The organism is Erythrobacter colymbi (genome assembly GCF_002155685.1).
Taxonomy (GTDB): Bacteria; Pseudomonadota; Alphaproteobacteria; order Sphingomonadales; family Sphingomonadaceae; genus Erythrobacter; species Erythrobacter colymbi.
This window is the reverse complement of the sequence record NZ_MUYK01000003.1, coordinates 118,911-137,211: the sequence shown is the minus strand read 5'-3', so window position 1 is coordinate 137,211 and position 18,301 is coordinate 118,911. Positions and strand designations below refer to the sequence as shown.

14 protein-coding genes and 1 pseudogene are annotated in these 18,301 nt (G+C 66.1%); 10 read left to right on the top strand and 5 right to left on the bottom strand.

The window, feature by feature from the left end; genetic code table 11:
- Positions 1-29: 29 nt before the first annotated feature.
- Complete coding sequence (gene uvrB, locus BZF57_RS07395) at positions 30-2,225, bottom strand: excinuclease ABC subunit UvrB (protein ID WP_086736331.1); 2,196 nt, start codon at positions 2,223-2,225, stop codon at positions 30-32.
- A gap of 124 nt (positions 2,226-2,349) precedes the next feature.
- On the opposite strand from uvrB, the gene BZF57_RS07390 reads away from it, so the two are divergent.
- The 8 genes from BZF57_RS07390 (at position 2,350) to BZF57_RS07355 (ending at position 9,305) form a co-directional block, all read left to right on the top strand.
- Positions 2,350-2,907, top strand: coding sequence for a DUF3617 domain-containing protein (locus BZF57_RS07390; protein ID WP_162290960.1), 558 nt, complete (start codon positions 2,350-2,352; stop codon positions 2,905-2,907).
- Positions 2,908-2,977: 70 nt separating this feature from the next.
- Positions 2,978-3,799, top strand: coding sequence for an esterase/lipase family protein (locus tag BZF57_RS07385; protein ID WP_143738408.1), 822 nt, complete (start codon positions 2,978-2,980; stop codon positions 3,797-3,799).
- A gap of 101 nt (positions 3,800-3,900) precedes the next feature.
- Positions 3,901-4,269 (top strand): hypothetical protein, encoded by a 369-nt coding sequence (locus tag BZF57_RS07380; RefSeq protein ID WP_143738405.1) that lies wholly within the window; start codon positions 3,901-3,903, stop codon positions 4,267-4,269.
- A gap of 177 nt (positions 4,270-4,446) precedes the next feature.
- On the top strand, positions 4,447-5,877 hold the full coding sequence (locus tag BZF57_RS07375; protein WP_086736327.1) for a circularly permuted type 2 ATP-grasp protein: 1,431 nt from the start codon (positions 4,447-4,449) through the stop codon (positions 5,875-5,877).
- Position 5,878: 1 nt separating this feature from the next.
- Positions 5,879-6,823: an alpha-E domain-containing protein gene (locus tag BZF57_RS07370; RefSeq protein WP_086736325.1), complete on the top strand. Its 945-nt coding sequence runs from the start codon at positions 5,879-5,881 to the stop codon at positions 6,821-6,823.
- Entirely contained in the window at positions 6,820-7,707 is an 888-nt protein-coding gene (locus BZF57_RS07365) for a transglutaminase family protein (RefSeq protein WP_086736323.1), read from the top strand. The genes BZF57_RS07370 and BZF57_RS07365 overlap by 4 nt, the downstream gene beginning before the upstream one ends.
- A gap of 88 nt (positions 7,708-7,795) precedes the next feature.
- On the top strand, positions 7,796-8,542 hold the full coding sequence (locus BZF57_RS07360; RefSeq protein WP_086736321.1) for a proteasome-type protease: 747 nt from the start codon (positions 7,796-7,798) through the stop codon (positions 8,540-8,542).
- 142 nt (positions 8,543-8,684) lie between these two features.
- Positions 8,685-9,305, top strand: coding sequence for a response regulator transcription factor (locus tag BZF57_RS07355; protein WP_086736319.1), 621 nt, complete (start codon positions 8,685-8,687; stop codon positions 9,303-9,305).
- Between the two features lie 266 nt (positions 9,306-9,571).
- Here BZF57_RS07355 and BZF57_RS07350 read toward each other — a convergent pair whose 3' ends face one another.
- The 3 genes and pseudogenes from BZF57_RS07350 to putP all read right to left on the bottom strand — a co-directional run bounded on the left by BZF57_RS07350 (position 9,572) and on the right by putP (position 12,364).
- Positions 9,572-10,300, bottom strand: a complete 729-nt coding sequence (locus tag BZF57_RS07350) for an extensin-like domain-containing protein (protein WP_086736317.1) — start codon at positions 10,298-10,300, stop codon at positions 9,572-9,574.
- Positions 10,301-10,407: 107 nt separating this feature from the next.
- A complete protein-coding gene (locus BZF57_RS07345; RefSeq protein ID WP_086736315.1) occupies positions 10,408-10,803 on the bottom strand; it encodes a VOC family protein in 396 nt (131 codons plus the stop codon).
- A 142-nt stretch (positions 10,804-10,945) separates the two neighbouring features.
- Positions 10,946-12,364 (bottom strand): annotated as a pseudogene (putP, locus tag BZF57_RS07340) (sodium/proline symporter PutP).
- A 176-nt stretch (positions 12,365-12,540) separates the two neighbouring features.
- Between putP and BZF57_RS07335 the strand changes: the two are divergent.
- Positions 12,541-13,359 (top strand): DUF4253 domain-containing protein, encoded by an 819-nt coding sequence (locus BZF57_RS07335; RefSeq protein ID WP_206073221.1) that lies wholly within the window; start codon positions 12,541-12,543, stop codon positions 13,357-13,359.
- Between the two features lie 10 nt (positions 13,360-13,369).
- Here the strand turns inward: BZF57_RS07335 and typA are convergent, their stop codons facing one another.
- Positions 13,370-15,202, bottom strand: a complete 1,833-nt coding sequence (gene typA, locus BZF57_RS07330; protein ID WP_086736311.1) for a translational GTPase TypA — start codon at positions 15,200-15,202, stop codon at positions 13,370-13,372.
- A gap of 420 nt (positions 15,203-15,622) precedes the next feature.
- Between typA and BZF57_RS07325 the strand changes: the two genes are divergently transcribed.
- Positions 15,623-18,205, top strand: coding sequence for a TonB-dependent receptor (locus BZF57_RS07325; RefSeq protein ID WP_086736309.1), 2,583 nt, complete (start codon positions 15,623-15,625; stop codon positions 18,203-18,205).
- The last annotated feature ends 96 nt before the right edge of the window (positions 18,206-18,301 follow it).

Sequence of the window (18,301 nt, the reverse complement as noted above, 5' to 3'; positions counted from 1 at the left end):
CTGAAACGAGGTCAGCATGACGACGGGGTTTAGGGCTTCCCGCCCATCTTCTTGTAGCGCGTCTTGCCGAAGCGCGTCTTGCGCGTCCCGGGCTTGCCCTCGTTGCTACGCCCGACGATCGGCGCGCGCTTCTGGTCGTCTGGCAGGCCGAGCTCGTCCGCTTCCAGCCGCCGGATTTCGTCGCGCAGCCGGCCTGCCTCTTCAAACTCGAGGTTCGCGGCGGCATCGCGCATCCGCTTTTCGAGGTCCTCGATATACGAGCGCAGATTGTGCCCGACGAGGTTGTTGCGCTCGTCATCGCCGGTGTCGACCAGCACGCTATCCTGCGCCGCCGTATGCGCGACAATGTCGTGGATGTTGCGCTTGATCGTCTGCGGGGTGATCCCGTGTTCTTCGTTGTAAGCCTGCTGCTTGGCGCGGCGGCGGTCGGTTTCGGCGAGCGCGCGCTCCATGCTGCCGGTAATTCGGTCGGCATAGAGGATCACCCGGCCATCCACGTTGCGCGCGGCGCGGCCGATGGTCTGGATCAGCGAAGTCTCGGAGCGCAGGAAGCCCTCCTTGTCGGCGTCCAGAATGCACACCAGCCCGCATTCGGGAATGTCGAGGCCCTCGCGAAGCAGGTTGATGCCGACCAGCACGTCATAGACCCCGAGCCTGAGGTCGCGGATCAGCTCGATGCGCTCCAGCGTCTCGACGTCGGAGTGCATGTAGCGCACCCGCACGCCGGCCTCGTGCATGAACTCGGTGAGGTCCTCGGCCATGCGCTTGGTGAGCGTGGTGACGAGGGTGCGGTAGCCCTTGGCGGCGGTCGCCTTGCACTCGGTGATGCAGTCCTGCACCTGGTCCTCGACCGGGCGGATGGTGACGGGCGGGTCGATCAGGCCGGTGGGGCGGATGACCTGTTCGGCAAAGACGCCGCCGGTCTGCTCCATCTCCCACCCGCCGGGGGTGGCGCTGACCGCGAAGGTCTGCGGGCGCATCGCGTCCCATTCGTTGAACCGCAAGGGGCGGTTGTCGATGCAGCTCGGCAGGCGGAAGCCGTATTCGGCGAGCGTCAGCTTGCGGCGGTGGTCCCCGCGCGCCATCGCGCCGATCTGCGGCACGGTCTGGTGGCTCTCATCGACGAAGAGGAGCGCGTTTTCGGGCAGGTATTCGAACAAGGTCGGCGGCGGTTCGCCGGGGAGCCGTCCGGTCAGAAAGCGGCTGTAGTTTTCGATCCCCGCGCAGCTGCCGGTGGCGGCGATCATCTCGAGGTCGAAATTGGTGCGCTGTTCGAGCCGCTGACGTTCGAGCAGCTTGCCCTCCGCCTCAAGCTCCTTGAGCCGCTCCTCGAGCTCGAATTTGATCGCGGCAGCGGCCTGCTTCATCGTCGGCCCGGGGGTCACGTAGTGCGAGTTCGCATAGACGCGCACCTTCTCCAGCTTCGCGCCCTTGGTGCCCGTGAGCGGATCGAACTCGGCGATCTCCTCGATCTCGTCACCGAAGAAGGTGACGCGCCAGGCCATGTCCTCGTAGTGCGAGGGGAAGATTTCGAGGCTGTCGCCGCGCACCCGGAAATTGCCTCGCGCAAAGGCGGCGTCATTGCGCTTGTATTGCAGGGCGACGAGCTTGCGGATCAGCTCGCGCTGGTCGACGACCTCGCCCACCTTGATGTCGAAGATCATCGCCGAATAGGTCTCGACCGAGCCGATACCGTAGAGGCACGACACCGAGGCGACGATGATCACGTCGTCCCGCTCCAGCAGCGCGCGGGTGGCCGAGTGGCGCATCCGGTCGATCGCTTCGTTCACCGAGCTTTCCTTCTCGATGTAGGTGTCCGAGCGCGGGACGTAGGCTTCGGGCTGGTAGTAATCGTAATAGGAGACGAAATACTCGACCGCGTTTTCGGGGAAGAAGCTCTTGAACTCCCCGTAGAGCTGCGCGGCGAGGATCTTGTTTGGTGCAAGGATCAGCGCCGGGCGCTGGAGCGTCTCGATCACCTTGGCCATCGTGAAGGTCTTGCCGCTCCCGGTGACGCCCAGCAGCACCTGCGTCTTCTCGCCCGCAAGCGCGCTTTCGGTCAGCTCGGCAATCGCGGTCGGCTGGTCGCCCGCCGGCTCGTAGTCCGAGACCAGCTTGAACGGGATGCCGCCCATCGACTTGTCGGGGCGCTGGGGGCGGTGCGGGACGAAATCGGCGCCCGTTTCGGGCTCGTCCAGTCCGCGGCGGATCACGAGTTCGGCCATGCGCCATCTATGGGGAACAAAGCGGGGACGTGCAAGGCGGGGTGAGGGCGATCGGGCGCTTTTCGGGGCACGGTTTGGCGCGCGGGCCGTTGTGGCTCTGCACAGACCCTCAGGAGATGCCCCGATGACCCCGCGTTCTCTCACAATCCTCGCCGCCGCCCTGCTCGCCGCAGGCTGTTCGGGCGAGAAGGAGGATGCTGCGGGTGAGGGCGCACCCGCCAGCCTCGCCGAAGCCGCCAAACAGGCCGAGGCGCAGGGGCTGAGGCCGCAGCCGGGGCTCTACAAGACCACGCTCACCATGACCGGGCTCGACATCCCCGGACTGCCCGAGGACATGAAAGGCCACGGCGCAGGGCTCGTCCGCACGCTCGAAAGCTGCCTCACCGCGGCCGAGGTCGACAAGGGCTTCGAGGTGCTGCTGAAGAGAGGGCAGGACGGTGTTTGCACCTTCGAGACCTTCGCCCTCAAGGACGGCGCGTTTCAGGGGATGCTGGTGTGCAAGGCGCAAGGGGCGACCACGCGCACCGCGATGGAAGGCACCGCCAAGGCCACGGGTGCGGACTTCACCGCCGCCACGAAAATGGATTTCGGCGGGATGGCGGGGACGATGAATGTCTCCGGCCAACTCCAGCGGACAGGCGACTGTCCGGCCCCCGGCGCGCCCGAAACACCGGCCAGGTGAAATGTGTCGGATTTGTTACGCGGGTTACAATTAATTGACCGTTCAGGGCGGTTCTGGCCTTGTGCCCGGCATGGCTTCGCGCTTCGCCTTTGACCGTCCCCGATTGCCCGCGCCGCTGGTTGCGGCTGGCGGCCGCGCGCAGCAGGCCTATGCCGCGAGCGAGCTGGCGCGCCGCGTTGCGCTCGCCCGCGAGGCGATCCCCGAGGAACACGAAAGCGGCAAGCCGCGCCTCGTGCGCCTTCTGGGCGAGGCGCAGGTGCTGCTTGAACCCGTCCGCCGCGCGCGACGCAAGCTCGACATCGCGCCCACCGCCAACCCGCAGGTGGTGATGCTGCTCCCCGGCTTCGGCGCGCACCCGATGCGGATGCGCTATCTGGCGCGCCAGATGGAGAGCGCGGGCCACATCGCCAAGCGCTGGGGTCTCGGCTTCAACTGGGGGCCGACCGAGGAACGTTTCGACGCGGTCGAGGAACGGCTGCTCCAGCTCCACGCGCGCCACGGGCGCAAGGTGGTGTTGGTCGGATGGAGCCTTGGCGGACTCTATGCGCGCGAGATCGCCAAGCGCCAGCCGCAGGCGGTGGCGAAGGTTGTCACGATGGGCTCGCCCTTCAGCGGCTCTCCGCGGGCGAACAACGTGTGGCGCGCCTACCAGTTCATCACCGGCCACTCGGTCGACGCGCCTCCCGTCGCCGCCGAGCTGCGGGTCAAGCCGCCGGTCGAGACGGTCGCGCTGTGGAGCGGCAATGACGGCGTCATCGCCCCGCGCTGCGCCGCCGGCCGCCCGGGCGAACGCGACCGTGCGGTGGCGCTGCGCTGCACGCACATGGGCTTCACCTATGATCCGCAAGTGATCCGGACGGTGCTGGCGGAGCTGGAAGTGACCCGCAGCTAGCGCAGGTGCCACGTCTGGTAACAGTGTGAGGGCGGCGGTTTCGGAATGGCGCGAAACGGGTGGAAATGCGGCCTTAAGCGATCATCTGCCATAAGATGTGCATGGCACAATCAGAGACCATCACGTCGGACTGGCTGGCAGATCGAGCCGCGCTGCACGATGCTATTGTAGTTTCGGCTCATTGGGCTGAGTCGACGTTGAAAATTGAGATCGATGACGAATGGCCCAACTTGCTGGTTTCAGAAAAGAACGACCATAATCAATTTGGAGGTTGGTTGGTCTTTGAAGGAGCGCAAATCATTCACGGCAACTTGAGCGATGTGCTCAATCGCTATGTGAATGAACTCAAATTTGACGATGGGATGTGGTCGATCTACTTCGCAAGGAAATCATTGGTCTCGAAGCGGAGCTTGCTGACGATCAGTGCTGAGTCTGCAGCCTTTGAGCCGAGGCAACGAATGATCGAATGACCGCAACGGGGTCGCTAGCTGGACGGCACTCTTTATCCGGTTGTCACCCAAAGCGGACCTCTGGCCACCCCCTCCCACATTCCCGCATTCCACCCCATCTACGTCAGATGCCCCACCCGCTTTCCTTTTGCGAAAGCCCGGTTAGAGTGGCCGGACTAAGTCATTCTGCGGGGGTCGATGCAGGCGCGGGGCAGCAATTTCGACGAGATGTTCGATGGTGAGGGCAACACCCGCCCCGCCTATGCCGAATATTGCCGCTGGCATGACGAACAGCCGCCCGAGTTCCTGCGCCGCAAGAACCGCGAGGCGGATGACACCTTCCGGCGCACCGGTATCACCTTCAACGTCTATGGCGAGAACGAGGCCGAAGAGCGCCTGATCCCCTTCGACATGGTGCCGCGCATCATCACCGCGGCCGAGTGGCGCAAGCTGTCGAAGGGCATCGAGCAGCGGGTGCGCGCGCTCAATTCCTTCCTCTACGACCTCTATCATCGGCAGGAGATCGTGCGCGCAGGGAGGCTGCCCGAGCGGCTGCTGCGCGGCAATGACGCCTGGCTCGCCAACATGGTCGGCTTCACGCCGCCCGGCGGGATCTACACCCATATCGTCGGGATCGATCTGGTGCGCACCGGGCCGGACGAGTTCTTCGTGCTCGAGGACAATGCGCGCACCCCCTCGGGCGTCTCCTACATGCTCGAGAACCGCGAGACGATGATGGGGATGTTCCCCGATCTGTTCAGCCGCATCGGGGTCGAGACCGTCTCGAACTACCCGCGCCGCCTTGCGCGCAGTCTCGCGGCTTGCGTGCCGCCCGCCTATTCCGGCGGCAAGCCGGTTGTCGCGGTGCTGACGCCGGGGATCTATAACTCGGCCTATTTCGAGCACGCCTTCCTCGCCGACCAGATGGGGGCCGAGCTGGTCGAGGGCAGCGATCTGCGCGTGGTCGAGGGGCGGGTGCAGATGCGCACCACCCGCGGCTACAAGCCGATCGACGTGCTCTATCGCCGCGTCGACGACGAGTTTCTCGATCCGCTCACCTTCAACCCCGATAGCGTGCTGGGCGTGCCGGGGATCATGGACGTCTATCGCTCCGGCGGGATCACCATCGCCAATGCGCCGGGGACGGGCATCTCGGACGACAAGGCGATCTACAGCTTCATGCCCGAGATCGTCGAATTCTACACCGGCGAGCGGCCGCTGCTGCCCAACGTCCAGACCTGGCGCTGCGCCGACAAGGACAGCCTTGCCTATGTCCTCGACAACCTCGCCGAGCTGGTGGTCAAGGAAGTGCACGGTTCAGGCGGCTACGGGATGCTGATCGGCCCGACGTCGAGCAAGCGCGAGATTGCCGCCTTCCGCGAGAAGCTGGTCGCCAAGCCCGACAACTATATCGCCCAGCCGACACTCTCGCTGTCGACCTGCCCGATCTACACCGCCAAGGGCCTTGCCCCGCGCCATGTGGACCTCAGGCCTTTCGTGCTGGTCAGCCCCGAGGGCATCGACATCACCCCCGGCGGGCTCACCCGCGTCGCGCTCAAGAAGGGGTCGCTGGTGGTCAACTCCAGTCAGGGAGGCGGCACCAAGGATACCTGGGTGCTGAAGGACTGACATGCTCGGGAGAACCGCCAACGGATTGTTCTGGATGTTCCGCTATCTTGAGCGGGCCGAGAACACCGCGCGCCTGCTCGAGGCCGCGCTGCGCATGGCGCTGACCCGCGACGTGATCACCGCCGAGGCCGAATGGCGCTCGGTGATCGCGACGCTCGGCCTCAGCGCCGCATACGAAGCCGTGCACGAGGGCTATGACGGCACCTCGGTCTGGAACTTCGTGCTGCGCGGGCCGTCCAACCCCGGCAATGTCCGCGCGATGTTCGCCAGCGTGCGATCGAACGCGCGCGAGAGCCGGATCAACATCTCCTCGGACGTGTGGGAAGCGGTCAACGAGAACTGGATGCGGATCGACCGCCTGCTGGCGCGGCCCGTGGGCCAGACCATGGTGGGCGAGGTGCTCGCCGCGATCCGGCGGGCGGGAACGCAGGTCCACGGCGCCTTCGACGGCTCGATCCTGCGTGACGAGGGCTACCACTTCGCCCGCGCGGGCACCTTCATCGAGCGCGCCGACAGCACCGCGCGCATTCTCGACATGAAGTATTTCATCCTGCTGCCCTCGCTCTCCTATGTCGGATCGAGCCTCGACACCGGCCAGTGGGAACAGGTGCTGCGGTCGGTCGCGGGGGCGCGGGTCTATTCCTGGCTCAACGCCGGGCAGATCGAGGCGCGCGGGATCGTCGAATTCGTGGTGCTCGACGACCGCTTCCCCCGCAGCCTCGCCTTCTGCCGCAATGCGCTGCGCGATTGCCTCGGCGCGCTCGCCCGCACGCACGGGGTGGAGGGCCGGGCGGTCGCCCTGATGCGCGAGGCCGACACCCGGATCAGCCACCTCACTGTCGACCAGATCTTCGAGGGCGGCCTGCACGAATTCCTCGTCGATTTCCTCGCCCGCAACAACGCCATCGCCCGCGCGATCGCCGAGGATTACCGGTTCCACGCATGAGCAAGCTCAAACTCCAGGTCCGCCACACGACGCACTACGCCTTTGCGACGCCGGTGGTGCACGCGCTCCAGCGACTGCGGCTGACGCCGAAGGAGACGCAGGGCCAGCGGATCATCGACTGGAGAATGCATTTCGAGAATGCCGCGACCGAGCTCCAGTATGACGACCAGCATTTCAACCACGTCACCCTGATCGGCCTCACCCCCGGCGCGCGCGAGGTGACGGTGACCTGCGAGGGCGTGGTCGAGACCGAGGACAATGCCGGGGTGATCGGCCGCCATTCGGGGCACCTGCCCTTGTGGAGCTTCCTGCGCCAGACCCCGCTCACCCGTCCGGGCGCCAAGCTGCGCACGCTGCTGCGCGAGGCGCAGGGGGCAGGGGGTGCTGCGCCGCTCGATTTCCTGCACTCGCTTTCGGGCCTGATCCGCGAGCGGGTGGCCTATGAAACCGGCCGCACCCACTCCGCCACCACCGCCGAAGAAGCGGTCGGCCACGGCGCAGGCGTATGCCAGGATCACGCGCACATCTTCATCAGCGCCGCGCGCGCGGGCGGCATCCCTGCGCGCTATGTCAGCGGCTATCTGCTGATGGATGACCGGATCGAGCAGGAGGCCACCCACGCTTGGGCCGAAGCCCATGTCGAGGGGCTGGGCTGGGTCGGTTTCGATGTCTCGAACGGCATCTCTCCCGATCCGCGCTATGTCCGCGTGGCGACGGGGAGCGACTACCGCGATGCCGCCCCCGTCACCGGCATCAGCATCGGCGCGACCGATCAGGTGCTGACCGTGGGCGTGGCGGTGGAAGCCCAGCCGCTGACGGTGCAGAGCCAGAGCCAGTCGGGCTCCCCTGCGCAGGGCCAGTCCCAGAGCCAATCTACGCAATAAGCCGAAAGCCCGTGTGAGGCCTTTGCGCGATGCGTTGCTTCGCGCTAGGGCGCGGCGCAAGCGATGCTGCGAATACAAGGATGACGGCATGACCTATTGCGTTGGCATGGTGCTCGACAAGGGCCTCGTCCTGATGAGCGACACGCGCACCAATTCGGGCGTCGACAACATCTCGACCTTCCGCAAGCTGTTCCACTGGAGCGTGCCGGGCGAGCGGATGATCGCGGTCATGACTGCGGGCAACCTTGCCACCACGCAAGCCGTGATCAGCCAGCTGGAAGAGCGCACCAAGGCCCCGTCCGAGCGCGAGAACTGCCTCTTGAAGGGCGCGACCATGTTCAAGGTCGCGACCGAAATCGGCCGCCTGCTGCGCACCACCATCGAGGAGGTGCAGCGCGTCAACGGCGAGGGCGGCAAGGGGCGCTTTACCGCAACCATGATCGTCGCCGGGCAGATCCGCGGAATGCAGCCGCGCCTGTTCATGATCTATCCCGAAGGCAACTTCATCGAGGCGAGCTGGGACACGCCCTTCTTCCAGATCGGCGAGACCAAGTACGGCCGCCCGATCCTGATCCGCGGCTATGATAAGGACATGAGCTTCGAGGACGCGGTGAAGCTGCTGATGGTCAGTTTCGATTCGACTCTCAAGGCTAACCTGTCGGTCGGCCTGCCGCTCGATCTGCTGGTGATCGGCAAGGACGCCTTCGCCGCCACGCACGAACACCGCGTGACCGCCGAGGACGAGTATTTCGATACGATTTCATCGGGTTGGGGAAATGCCCTGCGGTCGGCCTTCCACTCGCTTCCGCCCTATACTTTCAGCGATGACGCGTAAGGGTCAGTCCTGATCTGCCTCCGATACGGACGTAAATTCTCTCAATAATTCAAACACTTGATACTCCGGGGATATGGTAAATCCTCCGGAACGGGGCTGCTCCTGCGTGAATCCCGACATAGGTTAGCGCAGACATCCTCACATGACACGCAAAGCCTCACTCCACTTCATCGATTCGTGCAGCCGCCAACGCGCCGAACTGGCGCGGGTAGGCTTCGGTCTTGGCCACCACTGCGAGGTCTATGGTGACCTTTCCGAGCTGGCGGTCCACCCGCCGCGCGAAGGGATCATCATCGCCCGCGACACCGCCGAGGAAGGCGGGGTGGGCATGATCCTCGACCGGCTCGGCCGGCTGGGCATCTGGCTCCCGCTGATCGCGGTGGACGTGCAGCCCCGCCCGGGCCGCATCGTGGAGGCGATCAAGGCCGGCGCGCTCGATTACCTCGCCCTGCCGCTCGATCCGGAACGCTTCACCCGCTGCCTGCTGCGCATCGAGAAGGAAGCCGAACAGTTCGGCGCCGCGCGCCGCCGCATGATCGAAGCGCGTGACCGCATCTCGACCCTCTCGGCCCGCGAGCGCGAAGTGCTCGACTGGCTGGCCGAAGGCAGCAGCAACAAGGCGATCGCGCGGGAACTCGATATCAGCCCGCGCACGGTGGAGATCCACCGCGCCAACATGATGACCAAGCTCGGCGCGCGCCACGCGGCCGAAGCGGTACGTTTGAAACTGGAGGCGAAGCTCGAACCCAGGATGCGCGCCTGAGGGGATGCCGGGGCAGGTTCCGCAGCTCCGGCATCTACGACCTCGGGCAACACGCCCACCGAAACCGGCCCGGCTCATCCCCCCTTTTGAGAACAGGGGCCGTGCGCAGACTGGTCATTCGCAAGCTCCGCCCCCTTGGCGGCCCCGGCGCTGGTCATGCAGCGCCCGGGGCCGCCGTCGTTTTGGCGGCCGTGCGGATGTGCATCTGGAGGAGGGGGCTTGGCTTCAGATGGCCTGTGGTGGTTGGCCGCTGCCGGCGGCTTGCCTCAGCGGCAGAATTTCGCGCCGGTGCCTTCCAAGTGGAAGTGATCCTCGTGCGCGGCATTGTATTCCGGGCCGAGCACCGTGCCGAAGCGCTTGCAGGCGCTCTTGTGCACCACCTGCAGGAACTCGCGCGTCGCCGCATCGCCGCCCTGCCAGTCGCGCTTGAGCACGATCCGCCTGCCATCGGCGAGGACGAAGGCCGACACATCGATCGCCTCGGCGCGGGCGTGGGCCGAGCGGCGCTCGGTGCCCGCTACATTGCGGCAGCTGTAGGACCCCATCGTCTCGATTTTCGCCACCGGGCTGCCGAGGATCTGGCGCGCGGCGCGGTCGACCCCGAAGCGCGCCCAGTCACCGAAGGCCTTGGCGACATGGCACTGCACCGGCCCGAGGTTGGCGACGCTCAGCGGCGCGCGGTCGCCCGCCAGCGCCATCAGTTGGACCGTGCCGAGCTTGTTGCAGCCCGGGGCGGCATAGCTGTCGGGCAGGGGAGCAAAGCTGGCTCCGGTCGCGCCGAGATCGGCGATGCAGCTCAAGTCGTCAGGGCGCGGGGCGTAGCTTTGCGGAGCCGAGGCGACCGGCACTGCGGGCCGGGCAGGGGCGCGGGCCGTGCTGCTCACGGGCCGCGATACGGCGCCGCCCCCGGCGGAGGGCACAAGCGAACCGCATCCCGCCAGCGCCAGGGCGCTCGCCAGTAAAACCGCTCTGCCAAGATGTGCCACGTGCTTCATAGCTAGGCACTATTGCGCAGTTATCCTTAAGCCCTGCGCAACAAACTGGGTTAATGGTCCGTTACCCGGTTACCACGTAGCCTTAACGGGTGGCCGCGCTGCACGGCTCAGGGCAGGGCGTCCTCGACCTGCTCCCATAGCTCGATCTTTACCCCGTCCGGATCGAGCAGCCATGCAAACTTGCCATAGCCCTCGTCCGCCTCGCCGAGGATGTCGACGCCCTTGTCGCGCAAGGCAGCGATGAAACCCGCCAGATCGTCGACCCGCAGGTTAATCATGAAGCCCCCAATGCCCGGCTTGATGTAACCATCATCGCCGAAATGGCTGATCAGCGAATAGGGGTTGGCGCGCGGCTCGCCGGCCCAGGCCAGCTGCGGGCCGTAGGCCCCGTCGATCCCCAGCACCTCGCGATACCACGCGCGGCTCGCCTCGGGGTCCTTGACCACGTAGAAGATCCCGCCAAGCCCCGTGACGCGTGGACCATGTGCAGAATGGTCTCCCATACCCTTTCCTCCCCTCGGGCGATTATGCCGCAAGGCGCGACCGGAGGAAAGGGCGCGAGACCCGCACTCGCTCCCGGCAGGAGGGAGGCCGGGGGTCGAGGCGAACCTCGCTCCCCCCTGTTCGCGGGGCTCGGGCCTGCGGTTACACCTCGGCGCGCGCGGTGAGCCGGCTGACGATCACGATCGCGAGGAAGGCGGCAATGAAACCCGGAACGATCTCGTAGAGGCCGGGGCCGCCCATGAATTCCTTGTTGAGCCCCAGAACGATCCACCCCGCGACCACCCCCGCGCCCGTCACCAGCCCCGCGACCGCACCCGCGCCGGTCATGCGCGGCCATGTCAGCGCGAGCAGGATCAATGGGCCGAACGCCGCGCCGAAGCCCGCCCAGGCGTTGGAGACGAGGCCCAGCACCTCGCTCTCGGGATCGGCCGCAATCACCAGCGCCGCTGCCGCCACCAGTGCGACGCACAGCCGCCCGATGTTCACCAGCTCACGCTCGCTCGCATCGCGGCGCAGGAACAGACGGTAGAAATCCTCGGTCAGCGAGGACGAGGAGACCAGCAGCTGCGAGGCGATGGTGCTCATGATCGCCGCCAGCAGCGCGGCATAGAGAAAGCCCGTCACCGCCGGGTGAAACAGCAGGCCAGCGAGGATGATGAAGATCGTCTCGGGATCGTCCACCACCAGCCCGTTCGCCTCGGCATAGGCGCGGCCCGCCAGGCCCACGGTCACTGCGCCCGCGAGCGAGATCACCATCCAGCCCATGCCGATGATGCCGGCCTTGGGCACGTTCTCGACCCGGTCGATCGCCATGAAGCGCACGATGATATGCGGCTGCCCGAAATACCCGAGGCCCTATGTGACCGCGCTGATCACGCCCACGAGCGTTGCGCCCTGCGTGAGGCTGAGGAACCCCGGCTGCGGCACGCTCGCAAGGTCGAGTCCTGACGTGCCCCCCGCGTCCGACAGGATCACCAGCGGCATCACCACCAGCGCGACCATCATGATCATGCCCTGCACGAAGTCGGTGAGGCTGACAGCGAGGAAGCCCCCGATGGTGGTGTAAACCAGCACGATCCCGGCGGTCAGCAGGATGCCGACCATGTAATCGCTGAGCCCCGTCACCGGCAGCGCGCCCGCGAACGCCGTCTCGAACAGCTTGCCCCCGCCGACCATGCCGCTTGCGGTGTAGACGGTGAAGAAGCCCACGATCACCACCGCCGAAACCACACGCAGCACCGTCCCCTGCTCGGGGAAGCGGTTGGCGAGGAATTGCGGGATGGTGAGCGCATTGCCCAGCCGCTCGGTCTGCTCGCGCAGGCGCGGGGCCACGATGATCCAGTTCAGGGCCGCGCCGACCGTCAGCCCGATGGCGATCCACGCCTCGACAAGTCCCGAGGCATAGAGCGCCCCCGGCAAGCCCAGCAGCAGCCACCCCGACATGTCCGACGCCCCCGCCGACAGCGCGGTAACCGCCGGCCCGAGATCGCGCCCGGCGAGCAGATACCCCTCCGACGTGTTGCGGGTCTTCGCCCAGGCATAAATGCCGATGGCGACCATCAGCAGGAAATAGGCGGCAAGGCTGGCGAGGGTGTAGGTGTTCATGGGGGAGGGGGTAACGGCTGCGGGCGGGGTTGGGAAGCGGGCCCGACCACTTGGCAACAGGTGATGCGCTCGCCTAGCATCGCGGCGCGCAATCATGCGCGAGAGGGTCGGCGATGGAGCGCAGGGGCGTAGTGAAAGGACTGTTCGGCGGATTGTTCGCGCTGCTGGGCACCGGGCGCGGCAGGGCGCAAGGAACGGCGGGTGCGGGCGGTGCCGAACCGGGATTCGATCCCGAACAGCTCAAGGCGATGATCGCATACCCTGTCGAAGTGGTCGACGGCGCCAAGGCGCTTGCCCGCTGGGAGCAACTTCGCGCGCAAGGCAAAGGCTATCCGGTTGTCGTCGGCGATGCCGATGCGATGTCCTTCTTTGCCGAGGCGGCGAGCTTCGACGACCGCGAGGACCCGCAGGCGATCCTCGCCCGGGCAAGCGGGCTCGCCTGGCCGCAGGCGATGTACGATGCGCGTCGGCGTGAGCGCGAGGCTTTCGCGGCCGAGTATGCCCCGGGCGATATCGAGGAGGAGGTCGAGGCCGATGTCGGAGAGTGGCCTGCCACGGTTGCCGATGGGCCTGAGCTGACCACCAGCGAGGATATCCTCACCGGCAAGCCCTACCGCCCATGTTTCATCGTCATCTTCCCCGCGCGGCATGGGTGGGAGGTGCCAGCCTATGCCAACTGGGGCGGGTGGAACGCCAACCCCGAGCCGGCGCTCCACGTTGCCGCCTTGAAGTCATGGCACGAACGTTACGGCGCCGAGCTTGTCGGCATGAGCGGCGATGTCATGAACCTGCGCATCGCCGGACGGCCCGCCACCCGCGAGGAGGCTTTGCGCCTCGCCCGCGAGCACTATGCCTATTGCGCCGACATCGTCGATCAGGGTGTCGGCACGCTGTCGGCGCTGGCGGCGACCTATCTGAAGAGCCGCTGGTGGTTCTTCTGGTGGGACTGACCCAGGCGGATCAATCTTCCTTCTTGCGCTTGGCCTTCTTGCGCTCGTGCGGGCAGAGCAGGGCCTTGCGCAGGCGGATCGACTGGGGGGTGACTTCGACCATTTCGTCGTCGTCGATATAGGCGATCGCCTGTTCGAGGCTCATGCGGCGCGGGGGGGTGAGGCGGATCGCGTCGTCCTTGCCGCTCGAGCGGATATTGGTGAGCTGCTTGGCCTTGAGCGGGTTGACCTCGAGGTCATCCGGCTTGGCGTTCTCGCCGATCACCATGCCCTCGTAGACCTTCATCTGCGGGCCGATAAACAGCGTGCCGCGTTCCTCGAGTGAGTTGAGCGCATAGGCCACCGCCTCGCCGTCGCCGTTCGAGATCAGGACGCCGTTGAGACGGCCCTCGATCGGGCCCTTGTAGGGGCCGTACTTCTCGAACAGGCGGTTCATGATCCCGGTGCCGCGCGTGTCGGACAGGAATTCGCCGTGGTAGCCGATGAGGCCGCGCGAGGGGGCCGAGAAGGTGATGCGGGTCTTGCCCACGCCCGAAGGGCGCATTTCGGAAAGGTCGGCCTTGCGGCGCTGCATCTTCTCGACGACCGTGCCCGAGTGCTCGTCATCGACGTCGATCACGACGGTCTCGTAGGGCTCCATGCGCTTGCCGTCTTCCTCGCGGAAGAGGACGCGCGGGCGGCTGATGCCGAGCTCGAAGCCTTCGCGGCGCATGGTTTCGATCAGCACGCCGAGCTGCAATTCGCCGCGGCCGGCGACTTCGAAGCTGTCCTTGTCCTCGGATTCCGTGACGCGGATCGCGACGTTGGTTTCGGCCTCGCGCAGCAGGCGGTCGCGGATCATGCGGCTGGTGACCTTGCTGCCCTCGCGGCCCGCGAGCGGCGAATCGTTCACCGAGAAGCGCATAGCGAGCGTCGGCGGGTCGATCGGCTGGGCGGCGATGGGATCGGTGACGCTGGGGTCGCAGATGGTGTTGGCGACGGTCGCCTTTTCGAGGCCCGCGAGCGCGATGATGTCACCCGCGCGCGCGATCTCGACCGGCACGCGCTCGAGCCCGTCGAAGCTCATCAGCTTGGTCGCGCGGCCCGTTTCGATCACCTTGCCGTCCATGTCGATGGCGTGGATCGGATCGTTGACGCGGATCGTGCCCGACTGGACGCGGCCTGTGAGCACGCGGCCCATGAAGTTGTCGCGGTCGAGCAGGGTGGCGAGGAAGGCGAACTTGGCGTCGGGGTCGAGCCCGGGGGCCGGGACGTGCTCGATCACCTTGTTGAACAGCGGGGCGAGGGTGCCGCTGCGGGCGTCCATGTCCTCGCTGGCATAGCCTTCGCGGCCCGATGCGTAGAGCACCGGGAAATCGAGCTGCTCGTCATTGGCATCGAGGCTGACGAAGAGGTCGAACACCTCGTCGAGCACTTCCTGCGGGCGGCCGTCGGGACGGTCGATCTTGTTGACGACGACGATCGGACGCAGGCCCAGCGCCAGCGCCTTGCCGGTCACGAACTTGGTCTGCGGCATCGCGCCTTCGGCACTGTCGACCAGCAGGATCACCCCGTCGACCATCGAGAGGATGCGCTCGACTTCCGCGCCGAAGTCGGCGTGGCCGGGGGTGTCGACGATGTTGATGCGGGTGGTTTCGCCGCCCTGTTCCCACTCCACGCTGGTGCACTTGGCGAGAATGGTGATCCCGCGTTCCTTTTCGAGATCGCCCGAATCCATCGCGCGTTCTTCCACGCGCTGGTTCTCGCGGAAGGTGCCCGACTGGCGGAAGAGCTGGTCGACCAGCGTGGTCTTGCCGTGGTCGACGTGGGCGATGATCGCGATATTTCTGAGGGCGGACGACATGCGGGGAAAACTTCCGGTGAAAAGCCGGACACGGACTGTCCGGGGCAGGAAACAGGGGCAAACCGCCGGGGGCGGCTCGCGTTAGGCAGCATTTGTGGCGGGTTAGCGACAGCGCCGGACGCTACGGCAAGCGCAGCCGAGGCGTCCATGTGCTGCGATGCAACATCGCCGGCGCGCCTAGCAGGGGTGCGCGCGGGGGGCAAGCGTCGGGGCAACACGAGGGCGTGCAGCGGGGGGAATCAGTGTGACTCTTGCGCAACAATCGGCGGACATGGCCCGCAAAATCGCGGGTCTGACGCTTGTTCGGCGCGGCGCACTGGCCTATCACTTTGGCCACACGACCTCGGGAGAGAGCGCACTGGGACGGTGCGTGCCCGACAAAGGGCGCCGGGGTCGCGGGATTTTTGGAGAGGAGCTTCCATGCGTTCGACCTTCACCGGCCCTGCCGGCGCCTATCGATTCACCCTGCTTGCAGGCGCCGCCTGCGCTCTGGCGATGCCGGGCGTGGCCTTTGCCCAGGAGGCTGAGCCCGACGCCGGCAGCGAAGACAGCAGCAACGTCATCATCGTCACCGCGTCCAAGCGCGAGCAGACCCTGCAGGAAACCCCGATCTCGGTGTCGGTGACCAGCGGCGAAGTGCTCGAGCAGGCGCAGATCCGCGACGTGCTCGACCTGCAGACCGTCACCCCCTCGCTGCGCGTCAGCCAGCTGCAGAGCGCCTCGGCGACCACGTTCATCATCCGCGGCTTCGGCAACGGCGACAACAACTTCGGGATCGAGCCCTCGGTCGGCGTGTTCATCGACGGCGTGTTCCGCTCGCGCTCGGCAGCGGCCCTGTCGGACCTCAACATGGTCCAGCGCATCGAAGTGCTGAACGGGCCGCAATCGACCCTGTTCGGCAAGAACGCTTCGGCTGGTGTGATCTCGGTCGTCACCAAGGAGCCGCAGTACGAATTCGGCGGCCAGGTCGAAGCGAGCTACGGCAACTATGACGCGGTCGTGCTGCGCGGCGAAGTGACCGGTCCGATCGCCGAGAACATCGCCTTCTCGCTCGACGGTTCGTACAACCGCCGCGACGGCTATGCCCGCATCGTCAACCTCAACACCGACGTGTCGGACCGCAACCGCTGGTCGGCCCGCGGTCAGCTGCTGATCGAGCCGACCCCGGACTTCAAGATCCGTGCGATCGCCGACTACGCCAAGATCGACGAGACCTGCTGCCTCGTCTCGACCCTCGTCGCCGGCCCGACCGCGCCCGCGATCCGTGCGGTGGGCGGCAACCTCGACACCGACTTCTTCAGCTACAACACCTACCTGAGCCAGGTGCCGGTCAACACCGTCGACAACTACGGCGGCTCGATCCAGGCCGACTGGAGCACCGGTCCGCTGACCTTCACCTCGATCACCGCCTACCGCGAACTGAAGAACTTCCTCGATCAGGACGTCGACTTCACCAGCGCCGACGTGGTGACCGAAACCCGCGACCAGAAGGTCAACACCTTCACCCAGGAACTGCGTCTGACCTCGGACTTCGACGGCCCGATCAACTTCCTGCTCGGCGGGTTCTACTTCGATGAATCGATCGAACAGAACAGCAAGCTGACCACCGGCCCCGACGCGCGCACCTTCTTCGCGCTGCTGGGCGGCAACCCGCTGCTCTTCAACGGCGTGGAAGCCGGCCTCGGCCTGCCGCAGGGCTCGATCTTCAGCGCCGGTCCGTTGACGGCCGAGCAGTATTCGATGGACAACACCGCATGGTCGGTGTTCGGCACCGTCGACTTCGAGCCGGTTGATGGCCTCGTCTTCACCGGCGGCTTCAACTACACCGACGACAAGAAGAGCTTCTCGCTGGCGCAGCAGTCGTTCGACGAGCTGTCGAACACCAACCTGGTCGATGCCTTCATCACCGGCGCGACGCTGCAGAACCCGAACCTTCCGGACGTGTTCACCCGCGCGCAGTTCCAGGCGCTTCCGTCGGCGGTGCAGCAGCAGCTTCTTGCGGCTGCGACCAACCCGGCGACCAACCCGCTGCTCGGCCTGACGCCGTTCCAGTTCCAGCCGCCGTTCCTCAACATCCCGAACGCGGTGGAACCGGGCAAGACCAACGACGACAAGTTCACCTACCTCCTGCGTGTCGCCTACCAGATCTCGCCGGAAGTGAACGTCTATGCGAGCTACGCGACCGGCTTCAAGGCGAGCTCGGTCAACCTCTCGCGTGACAGCCGTCCGGCCTTCGGCGACTACATCCCGGGCCCGGGCCGCTCGAGCTTCGCCGCGCCGGCCTCGCCGATCACCAATGCCGGTCTCGGGGTGGCCAACCTCACCACCGGTTCGCGCTTTGCCGGTCCGGAAAACGCGGAAGTCTACGAACTGGGCATGAAGGCGCAGTGGGACGGCTTCGGCTTCAACCTCGCTCTGTTCGACCAGACCATCAAGGGCTTCCAGAGCTTCCTGTTCACCGGCACCGGCTTCCAGCTGAACAACGCCGGTCAGCAGTCGGTTCGCGGCTTCGAGCTCGACGCCACGATCCGTCCGAGCGACAGCCTGGTGTTCACCTTCGCGACCACCCACCTCGATCCGAACTTTGACAGCTTCACCGCCAGCCCGGTCGGTGATCTGACGGGCTTCCGTCCAGCGGGCATCCCGTCGTGGAGCATCGCCACCTCGGCGACCCACACGCTCGAACTCGGCAACAACAAGCTGATCACCCGACTCGACTACAGCCACGAAAGCAATGTCGCGATCAACAACGGCCTGCCGACCTTCAACGGTCCGGTGAACGCCCGCCGCGATCCGCGCATCTTCCAGCGCGAAGTCAACCTGGTGAACGCTTCGACCATCTTCCAGCTCGACAACGGTCTGGAAGTCGGCCTGTGGGCGCGCAACCTGCTCAACGACCAGTACATCATCACGGTGTTCGACGGCGTGGCGCAGGCCGGCACGGTCTCGGGCTACCCGAGCCAGCCGCGCACCTATGGCGGCCTCGTGCGCTACAAGTTCTGATCTGGGCTTACCCGCAAGGACACGAAGGGGCCTCGCACCACTGGTGCGGGGCCCTTTTCTTTTGGCGCAGCTGGAGGCCCCGCGGGGCTTGCGCGA